This window comes from Sphingomonas sp. LH128, from assembly GCF_000293195.2.
Taxonomy (GTDB): domain Bacteria; phylum Pseudomonadota; class Alphaproteobacteria; order Sphingomonadales; family Sphingomonadaceae; genus Novosphingobium; species Novosphingobium resinovorum_A.
In genome coordinates, this window is sequence record NZ_ALVC01000492.1 from 1 (window position 1) to 8,623 (window position 8,623).

Annotated in this window: 6 protein-coding genes; 3 read left to right on the forward strand and 3 right to left on the reverse strand. The window is 65.1% G+C overall.

The window, feature by feature from the left end:
* Both LH128_RS28910 and LH128_RS28915 read right to left on the reverse strand, forming a co-directional pair.
* A partial coding sequence (locus tag LH128_RS28910) for a FecR/PupR family sigma factor regulator (protein ID WP_008833251.1) occupies window positions 1-243 on the reverse strand: 243 nt, incomplete at its 3' end.
* Window positions 240-734: an RNA polymerase sigma factor gene (locus LH128_RS28915; RefSeq protein WP_008833252.1), complete on the reverse strand. Its 495-nt coding sequence runs from the start codon at window positions 732-734 to the stop codon at window positions 240-242. The genes LH128_RS28915 and LH128_RS28910, both read right to left, overlap by 4 nt.
* A 201-nt stretch (window positions 735-935) precedes the next feature.
* Between LH128_RS28915 and LH128_RS28920 the strand changes: the two genes are divergently transcribed.
* From LH128_RS28920 to LH128_RS28930, 3 genes are all read left to right on the forward strand, one after another.
* Window positions 936-3,269: a TonB-dependent receptor gene (locus LH128_RS28920; protein ID WP_008833253.1), complete on the forward strand. Its 2,334-nt coding sequence runs from the start codon at window positions 936-938 to the stop codon at window positions 3,267-3,269.
* An 80-nt stretch (window positions 3,270-3,349) separates the two neighbouring features.
* Window positions 3,350-4,810 carry an amidohydrolase gene (locus tag LH128_RS28925; RefSeq protein ID WP_008833254.1) on the forward strand — a complete coding sequence of 487 codons (1,461 nt, stop codon included), beginning with the start codon at window positions 3,350-3,352 and terminating at the stop codon, window positions 4,808-4,810.
* A gap of 217 nt (window positions 4,811-5,027) precedes the next feature.
* Entirely contained in the window at window positions 5,028-7,064 is a 2,037-nt protein-coding gene (locus LH128_RS28930; protein WP_327195315.1) for a putative bifunctional diguanylate cyclase/phosphodiesterase, read from the forward strand.
* Between the two features lie 16 nt (window positions 7,065-7,080).
* On the opposite strand, the gene LH128_RS28935 is transcribed toward LH128_RS28930, so the two are convergent.
* Window positions 7,081-8,623: IS701 family transposase (locus LH128_RS28935; protein ID WP_202950140.1), on the reverse strand; the 1,543-nt coding region annotated here is incomplete at its 5' end.

An 8,623-nucleotide genomic window follows, 5' to 3' on the forward strand; every position in this document is an offset into this window, starting at 1 on the left:
GATTTCGAGGATGCGGGCGTCGGCGCGCATGGTCCCGGTGCCATCCCAGGCCCGCTCGACCCGAGCCCAGGCGATGCGGTGCGCTTCGTCGCGGGCGTGCCAGCTTTCGAAGTCCTCGTAATCCTGCGGCGTCGCCTTGGGTGAACGGAAGATGCTGAAATAGGCAGCGGCGGTCGCTTCGGGCGAGTCGATCCTTTCCAGCGCCCGGCCGTCGAACGGGAGGTTGTCGGCGGATTTGCTCATGGCAGATCCCTCGCGGCAAGGAAGCGGATCGCCTTCATGATGTTGCGCCCGACCGCGCTGGTCGAGATGCCGAGGTGCCGTCCGATCGCATCGTAGGACATCTCCTCGAAGCGGTGCAGCACGAAGACGTCGCGCGTCAGTTCGGGCATTTCCTCCAGCGCATTGGCGAGCCGATCGACGTCCTCACGGCCGCGCAGCACGCGTTCGGGGGTGAGGTCGTCCACCGGGTGCAGCGCTTCGGTGAGTTCGTGATGGGCACCGCGATGGCGTACCGTATCGCGGCGCGCACGGTCGGTCAGGACACTCGCAGCGACCTGGAAGAGGTAGCCTTCGACATTGGCGATCGGGTCCGCCTGCCCGCGCACGTGCATGCGGACCAGCACGTCCTGCACGAGATCGTCGACATCCACCGGGTTCGCCCGCTTGGCGATGTAGCGGCGCAGGGCGGGCACGTGCACCGACAGGTCGGTCACCTGCCGGCGGCCCTGCACATGCTTTTCCTGCGGTGTCCTGCGCAACGAGAAAATCGGATCAGCCCTTCTGTCCAATGCCCGGCCTCCATAGCCGCGCAGGCTGCAGAAGGTCATCCGATATATTTTTTCACGGGCAGCGAATGATCCGCGCGCCTTTGCGTCTTGCGCATATCGGCCTGCAATCAGGGACAGGCCGGACAACCATGGGGTAACACACCAATGACCTGTCGCAGCCTTTCGGCTCTACTTCTCGCGTCCACCGTCCTCGCCATCGCCGCGCCCGCGCAGGCCCAGTCCGACACGGCAGCCCAGTCGCTCGACCAGCCCGGCGGCGACATCGTCGTTACCGCGCGCCGCCGCGAGGAAAGCGCCCAGACCGTCCCAGTCTCGGTCACCGCGTTCAACTCCGAGATGCTGCGCGAGAAGGCCGTCGTCTCCACGCAGGACCTGACCTACACCACCCCCGGCCTCAACGTCGCGCCGCAGACCTCGCGCGATACGCCCTCGATCGTGATCCGCGGCCAGCGCCGCGCGACGGCAGGCGCGGCCGCGCCTTCGGTCGTGACCTACTTCGCCGACGTGCCGCTGCCCAACGAAGGCAGCATCGTGCCGACCTTCGACATCGGCTCGATCCAGGTGCTGAAGGGTCCGCAGGGCACCCTCTTCGGCCGCAACACCACCGGCGGCGCGCTGCTGCTCTACCCCGTCGCGCCCGACTATGATTTCGCCGGTTACGGACAGGTCACGCTCGGCTCGTACAACGAGACGACCTTCGAGGGCGCGGTCAACGTGCCGATCGTCGCGGACCGTGTTGCCCTGCGCGTCGCAGGCCAGATCGCCCGCCGCGACGGCTACACCAAGAACCACGGCAACGGCGGCGATCTCGACGACCGCCACAACGACGCCTTCCGCGCCTCGCTCCTGATCGAGCCGGTCGACGGACTGAAGAACACCACCGTGTTCGACTGGTATCGCGCCCGTGAGAACGGCACCGGCACCGTGCTCAACGGCGTCTACCCGAACCCGGCCGTCAGCGGCGGCGGCACCGCGCGCACGGCGGCGAACCGTCCCTACTTCGACTGCGGCGTCGCGGGCTGCGACATCGACATCGCGCTGGCCGAACAGCAGGCGGCGGGCGTGCGCGACGTCAGCACCAGCATCGACCCCTATTCGAACCGCACCTTCTGGGGCGTGGCCAACACCTCCGAACTGGAAGTCGGCAAGGTCACCTTCAAGAACATCTTCGGCTACCGCCGCAGCAAGGTCGCGGCCGCCCGTGACATGGACGGCACCTACCTCGCGCTTTACGACGGCGTTTCCAACACCGACGTCGAGCAGGTCTCGAACGAGTTCCAGATCCTCGGCTCGCTGCTGAACGACCGCCTCGACTGGATCGTCGGCGCCTTCTACCTCAAGAGCGACCCGACCGGCGTGAACGGCAGCGTCACCTACTCGGCGGTGATCCCGGGCAAGACCTTCACCTACAACGAGAACTACAATTCCTCGACCAGCAAGGCGCTGTTCGGGCAGGTCGGCTATGCCTTCGGCGGCTTCGCGGAAGGCCTGCGCTTCAACGGCGGCTTCCGTTACACCTGGGACAAGTCGAGCGGCTGCTCGGTTGCGGCGCTCGACACGGCCGACCGCATCGGGCCTGACGCCTGCGCCACGCAGGGCGGCAAGACCGGTTCGGAAAGCTCCAAGGCCCCGACCTGGACCGTCGGTTTCGACTACAAGGTCAACGACGACCTGTTCCTCTACATCACCAACCGGCGCGGCTACCGATCGGCGGGCTACAACCAGAGCGGCATGTCGTCCTACTTCGACGGCTTCGAGACATTCCAGCCCGAGAAGGTCACCGACTACGAGGCCGGTATCAAGAGCAGCTGGGAAATCGGCGGCGTGAAGGGCCGCTTCAACATCGCGGCCTACACCAGCAAGTACAACAACATCCAGCGCTCGATCTTCCCCGGCGCGGACTTCGACGGCGACGGCAACTCGGCCAACGATCCGAGCAGCCTGATCATCAACGCCGCCAAGGCGACGATCAAGGGCACCGAGTTCGACTTCTCGGTCACCCCGGTCGGCGGCTTCACGCTGTCGGGCTTCGGCGCCTACACCGATGCCAAGTACGACGAGTACGACGCACCCGCAGCCTTCATACCGCTGCTGGGCAACAACCCGGTGAACAACAAGTTCTCCTACACGCCCAAGTGGACCATCGGCGGCGGTGCGCGCTACGCGACGTACCTGGGCAACTTCGCCGAGATGGTGTTCAACGCCAACTGGTTCCACAGCGCCAAGGTCTGGTACGTCGAGCGTCCGCTGGACACCAACGGCATCCAGAAGGCCTACGACACCGTCAACCTCAAGCTGGACTTCAACAACATCGAGGATCGCGGCATCGACCTCGGCTTCTTCGTGCGTAACCTGTTCGATGTGACGTATGCTGCTGCCGGCGGCGTCGTCACCCCGTCGGTGACTTCGACCACGCTCGTCTACAACGAGCCGCGCGTGTTCGGTGCCCAGTTGCGCATGTCGTTCGGCAAGCGCTGATCCCCTGCCCGCCTGCGCGGATCGCCATGATCCGCGCAGGCACCCCTTTCGATACGCCCCTTCGATGAGGATGTAGCCCGATGAAATCCCGTCTTCGTACCGCCCTGCTCTCCCTTTCCGCGCTCGCTTCTACTCCGGCGCTGGCCGAGCCACTGGCCGATGCCGACCGCACCGCGATCCTCGCCGAAGTCGATCGCGGCGCGCCCGCGATGGCGCGCAATGCATTGCAGATCTGGTCCTGGGCCGAAGTCGGCTTCCAGGAGACCAAAAGCTCGGGGCTTCTCCAGAAGGACCTCAAGGCGGCAGGCTTCAAGGTGACCGCCGGTGTCGCGGGCATGCCCACCGCCTTCATCGCCAGCTTCAAGAACGGAGACGGCCCCGTCATCGGCATCCTCGCCGAGTACGACGCCCTTCCCGGCCTCGCCCAGGCGGCCGAGCCTGAGCGCCACGTCATCGACGGCATCGCCGGTCATGCCTGCGGCCACAACCTGTTCGGCGCCGCCTCGGTCGCGGCGGCGATCGCCACCAAGAACTGGATGGTCGCGCACGGCATCAAGGGTGAGCTGCGCGTCTACGGCGCGCCTGCGGAAGAGGGCGGCTCGGGCAAGGTCTTCCTCGTCCGCTCCGGTCTGACCAAGGACGTTTCCGCCATGCTGCACTGGCACGCGGGCGACGGCTATAGCGCCATGCAGGGTCATGCGCTCGCGAACGTCAGCGCCAAGTTCCGTTTCCACGGCCTCGCCTCGCACGCCGCCGCCGCGCCCGAGCGCGGGCGCTCCGCGCTCGACAGCGTCGAGGCGATGGACAACATGGTCAACATGATGCGCGAGCACGTGCCGCAGGAAACGCGCATCCACTACGTCATCACCGATGGCGGCAAGGCCCCCAACGTCGTGCCCGACACCGCCGAGGTCTACTACTACGTGCGTCACCCCGACCAGCAGCAGGTCGCCGACATCATGGAGCGCGTGAAGAAGGCCGCCGAAGGCGCCGCGCTCGGCACCGGCACCACGGTCGAGTACGACCAGATCGGCGGCACTTTCGACCTGCTGCCCAACGATACGCTGGGCCACGTGATGTACGACAACCTCAAGCAGGTTCCGCTGCCCACCTATACCGCGCAGGAACAGGCGTTCATCGACAAGATCGCGGCCACCCTGCCCAAGGGCGGCCGCAAGCAGGCTGGCGGCATCGCGCCCTATTCCAGCGGCGAGATCATGTCCGCCTCCACCGACGTCGGCGACGTGAGCTACACCACGCCCACGGCGGGGATGTCGGCGGGCACCTGGGCGCCCGGCACGCCGCCGCACAGCTGGCAGGCGGTCGCCGCCAGCGGCAACAGCGTCGGCACCAAGGGCGCGGAAGTGGCCGCCAAGACCCTTGCCCTGACCGCCGCGCAGCTGTTCCAGAGCCCGGACACGCTGGCCGCCGCGAAGAAGGAACTGGACGAAAGGCGCGGGCCGGACTTCGTCTACCGCTCGCTGCTCGGCGACAAGGCACCCTCGCTCGACTATCGCAAGGCGCCTGTCTCAAAGAATTAACCGGACCCATCCTGACCCCGGTTCCGCGCAAGTGTGCGGAACCGGGTCTTTTTTCTCATTATGACATTTCAATGACTGTTAATGACAGTCAAGTAACTGTCCTTATTAGATTTTCTTAGGAAATTCGCGTTAACCTCTCGCTCAATGGCACGGGAATGGGGAATTCCCGGCACAATTCGGGTGCGAGATGTTCAACGTTAATTCGAAGTTCGGGCGCATGTTCGCGTCTCTCGAGACGCGGCTGGTGGGCGCGCTCACGCTGATCGTGGTGTTTACGGTCCTGCTGCAGGTCGTGACCCAGCGAGAAGCCTACGCCCTGCGCGAACAGAGCGATGCTCTGATCCAGACCTCCGCCATCGCCGAGAACGCCGACCAGTTCGCCGACGCGGTCGCCAAGCTTCGCATGGCCACCAACCGGGGCCTGATGGCCAGCGAGACCGGGGGCAGCAGCGACGAACTGACCGACCAGGCCATCGGCATCGGCGACCAGCTCGGCCGCCTCCGCAACAGCGGCATGGTGTTCTACGACGCGCCGCAAGCGGGCAATCCTTTCGCCGACCTCGACCGGCACGTCGCCGAAATCCTCGAAGTCCAGAAGCACGGCGCCACGCGCTCGCTTGCCCGCCGGATCGAGGCCCGCAATGTCGCGATGGGCGAATTCGCCGACGGCATCGTCGATCGAGCCCATGCCCAGCGTCGCAGCGCGCAGCAGCAGCTCGTCGCCTCGGTCGGGCGCTGGCAGCTGCTGGTGCTGGCAACCGGGCTGGTGACGATCCTCGTCGTGCTGCTCGCGCTGTTCGACATTTCGCGCAACATCCTGCCCGCGATCCGCCGGATGCACGGCAACGTCCAGCGTCTTGCCGACGGCGACCTCGACATCGAGATTGGCACTTTCCGCCTCAAGGAACTGCAGGCCCTGTCGCACCCGCTGGAAACCTTCCGCCAGAACGCCCGCGCGGTGAAGAACCTCGCCTTCAGCGACCCCGCCACCGGGATGCCCAACCGCCGCGCTTTCCTCGAAACCTTCGGCAAGCTGCTGGCGACCGGCGGCGAGCGGCGCTTCGCCTGCATGGTCATCGACATAGATCGCTTCAAGCACGTCAACGACGACTATGGCCATGCCGCCGGTGACGAACTCGTGCGCCTGATCGGCGAGCGGGTGAAGGACCACCTCGGCCACGAGAGCGTCGTGGCCCGCATCGGCGGCGACGAGTTCGCCGTCTCCATGCCCCTGACTGACGAACGGCAGGGTTTCGCCCTCGCATCGGACATCGTCGATGCGGTCCGCGCGCCGTTCAGCCTTGGCGGCTATGCGGTGGCGGTGACCTGCTCGATGGGCGTCGTCGATATTACCGCAGGCGACGACGCACAGGACGTCGACGATATCCTGCGCAACGCCGACATGGCGCTCTATGCCTCGAAGAAGAGCGGCCGCAACTGTGCCACCGCCTTCGACCTCGCCATGGCGCAGGAACGTTCGATCGACCGCGCGCTGGAAAAGGACCTCGAATTCGCCTTCGAGCGTGATCAACTGCGCATGGTCTATCAGCCGATCCACTCGGTCGTCGACGACGCGCGCGAGGTCGAGGCGCTGGTCCGCTGGCGCCATCCCGAACTCGGCGACGTGCCGCCCTCCAGCTTCATCCCGGCGGCCGAGCGCAGCGGGCTGATGGTGCGGCTCGGCGAATGGATCATCGAGCGTGCGCTGGCGGATTTCGCGCAGTGGCCCGAGATGTTCCTCAGCATCAACCTGTCGCCGCTGCAGTTGCAGCACGAAGGGTTCAGCGGCTTCCTGCTCGACGCCTGCCGCCGCAACGGCATCGTTCCGCGGCGCCTGTTCCTGGAAGTGACCGAATCGCTGTCGATCGAGCGGAACACGCGGGCACTGCTGACGCTCAACCTGCTGCGCACGCTGGGCTTCCGCATCGCGCTCGACGATTTCGGCACCGGCTACTCGTCGCTGTCGATGGTCAAGAGCTTCAAGTTCGACCGCATGAAGCTGGACCGCAGCCTCGTCATGGACCTCGGGCAGGACCCGGCCTCGGTGGCGGTGCTGGAAGCGGCGGTCACCATGGCCCGCCACGTCGGCGCCGAAGTGGTCGCCGAAGGGATCAGCGAGGCGCACCTGATCGGCGCGACCAAGTCGGCCGGGTGCACTCACCTTCAGGGCTACTACTACAGCAAGCCGATCGAGGCGGGCGAAGTCCTCGGCTACTTCGCGAATGCGGGGGACGATCTCGCGCAGGTAGCCTAAGCTCGACTTTGTACGATCAGGTAGCGAAGCATAGTGCCTGAGCCATACGTTTTAGGCGGGTTGTGGGAATATAGTTCGGTTCTGGGTGCGGCGGGGAGTGTTGATTAATGTCGCCGACCCAGAGTTGGAGACGGACAGCTCCGATGGCGTCACTGAATGTCAGGTTGGTTTTTCGATACCAGGCGGCGGAATAAGGGGTGCTTTTAATGGTCAACAGATCGCAGGCCCATAGCGATATTAGGCTGTAGAGACCCAGCAGCGCCGGCGTGGTTCGCGCTATGGCTTTGTCGGTCCACTGGCGCTGTGTTTCGACACCAAGGTGAGCGCGGGTTTCTGCAAAGGTGACCTCGATCTGCCATCGGCGGACGTAGAGGGCGATCATCTCGGCGGGCTCGAGGGTGATGTCGGTACTGAAGAAGGCCTGCGGGTCGCGCTTTCCGTCAGGATCGCGAACCAGGACCCAGCGGACCGGCAAGACCGGGGTGCCGGGCCTGTACCATAGGGCGATGTCAGATGTGATCTCGAGCGTCTTGCCGCCCGCATGGCCATACCAGGCAGAGACGAGAATGCTGGTCCAGCGTGTCGCCGGGTTGGCGAGCAGGGTCTTGAGTTTTGGTAATGCTCGCCCTTTCTGTGCGGGGCGCCCCATCGTGCGTGCCGTTCGCCCCGCAGGCTGTGCAAACAAGTTGGCATCGAGCCGCAGTCGGCTGATGAGTGTGGCCCGGCGGACAATTGCATGTGCCAGTTCGTGGACAGCAAAGCTGCTGTCGCCAATGAAGATGATCCGCCGACCCGGCAGCCAGCGAGACAGCTGTAGCGCGCCCTGCCGCGCCCAGTCCGTCAGCAATTTATGACGACAGCCGCGTTGACGGTTCGATCGTTCCGAAGGAGCGAGCAACGTCAAGACTGGCAGCGCTTTGATCAGGCGGGTCCATGACACCGGGGTGAGCACCATAAAACTGAGCCAGCGCAGTCCGCTAGCTTTGACGAAATGGCCGTGACTGGAGCGGACCGGGTCGCGGTAGATACCCCGTGCGGTGATCCGGCGCCCCCATCGCCGCTCAATGGTGTCGTCCATACCGATGACCACAGGACCATCGGGCACGAGCCGTTCGACCACAATGCCCAGTAAACGCCTGGCAACGGCACGGGAGCTCCAGCGGGCGCGGTTGAGGATCTGGTGATAGGTTGCAAAGTTGGCAGCATCGCCCCGGCCGGTCACGCGCAGGCAAGACGTGACGGTCCGTTTGCCCGTGGCCAGCACGCCCCCCATCACAAGAACAAGTACATGCTCCCAACTGGGAGCCGTAAAGCAGGGACGCCATGCCTGCAGCCATTGGCGCAGGATCTGGGGGACGGGATCGCCGATCACGGCCTTGTTCTGGTCCAACATCCCATGCTTCGAGTCCTGACTGAAGCACGTTGCAACGCTTAGGCTGTTGCCATGCGGTGAGGTGACTCGGATATGCTGTGACCTGACGGCGGCAATGGATGCACCATGAAAGACGAGGAAATCATTCTGCGCATCGAAACGTTCGACGCGGCCAACGGCGGCGGCG